Below are 1,327 nucleotides of genomic sequence, written 5' to 3'. Positions count from 1 at the left end.
ATGAGGTCACGCCCGCCGATACTAGCGGCCGGCACCCGGAGACCGGGCCTCGGACACCGGGCCCCGGAACCCGACGCTCAGACCTCGAGCCTGAGATCAGGCTCCGCCAACAGGACCTCGCCGTCGAACTGCGCGGCGGCCTCGGCGCGCACGGCCTCGCGGTCCGTCCACGGGGGGATGTGGGTCAGCACCAGACGGCCCACCCCGGCCAGTCGGGCGGTCCGGCCGGCCTCGGCACCGGACATGTGGATCCCCGGCGGGCGGCCCTCCTCGTGGGTCCACGAGGCCTCGCAGAGGAACACGTGGGCGCCGGCCGCGAGTTCGACCAGCGAGTCGCAGTAGGCGGTGTCACCGCTGTAGGCCAGGACGCGACCGGACTCCGACGTCAGGCGCATCCCGTAGGACTCCGGCGGGTGATCCACCCGGTCGGCCCGCACGCGCAGGCCCACCTCGCCGTCGTCGCCCGTCATCTCCACGTCGGGCGTCACATCCCACGACCCCACCTCGAAGGTGTCCGACAGGTCGTCCACCGCCCCCGGTTCCTCCGCCGAGGCGACCCCGATCCGGTACGCGGTCCCGGACGGCCCGATGAGCGGCACCCGGACCGCGCGCTCGGCCTCCGGACCGTAGCGCCGCAACACCAACAGGCCCGGGACGTCCAGGCAGTGATCGGCGTGGAGATGGGACAACAGGATCATGGCGTCCTCCGGCGCGATGTACCGCTGCAGAGCCCCCAACACCCCCGGCCCCATGTCGATCACGACCGGGGCGACCCCCTCGACCTCCACCAGATACCCGGACGCCGGCGAGGTGGGTCCGCCGATACTCCCCGAGCAACCCAGGACAGTCAGAAACATGGGCACCATCGTGCCACGGCCGGCGCGAGGTCGCCCGGAGTGTGCCCCGGCGGGCGACCCGGAACCGGTCCGCGGGTAGGGATCACACCGCACCCGCGAGGCCGACCGACACGAGACCGGGTCCGAGGAACCGGGACGCCACCCTTCGGAAGCTGTCCGGGTCACCGGTCACGAGGTACTCCCGCGTCGCCGGATCCGCCGCGTCGTGGGGGCGCAGCAGGTCCGCGGCGGTGAGCACGCGCAGCACGTCCTTGGCGGTCTCCTCGGCGCTGGAGACCAGCGTGACGTGATCGCCCACCGCGAGCTGGACCACCCCGGACAGCAGGGGGTAGTGGGTGCACCCCAGGACCAGGGTGTCCACGTCCGCGTCCCGGATCGGCGCGAGGTACGCCTCCGCCAGACCCAGGACCTGCCGACCGCTGGTGATCCCGCGCTCCACGAACTCGACGAACTTCGGGCACGCCACCGAG

The 1,327-nt window shown here is 72.7% G+C and carries 2 protein-coding genes; both read right to left on the bottom strand.

Going from position 1 to position 1,327, the window contains the following annotated elements; genetic code table 11:
• Positions 1-77: 77 nt before the first annotated feature.
• On the bottom strand, positions 78-857 hold the full coding sequence (locus tag G6028_RS16680) for an MBL fold metallo-hydrolase (RefSeq protein ID WP_182659542.1): 780 nt from the start codon (positions 855-857) through the stop codon (positions 78-80).
• An 82-nt stretch (positions 858-939) separates the two neighbouring features.
• On the bottom strand, positions 940-1,327 hold a 388-nt coding region (locus G6028_RS16675; protein WP_182659541.1), incomplete at its 5' end, for an aspartate/glutamate racemase family protein.

It is taken from the genome of Dietzia cercidiphylli, from assembly GCF_014145145.1.
GTDB lineage: Bacteria > Actinomycetota > Actinomycetes > Mycobacteriales > Mycobacteriaceae > Dietzia > Dietzia natronolimnaea.
This window is presented reverse-complemented; position numbering and strand designations above follow the sequence as displayed.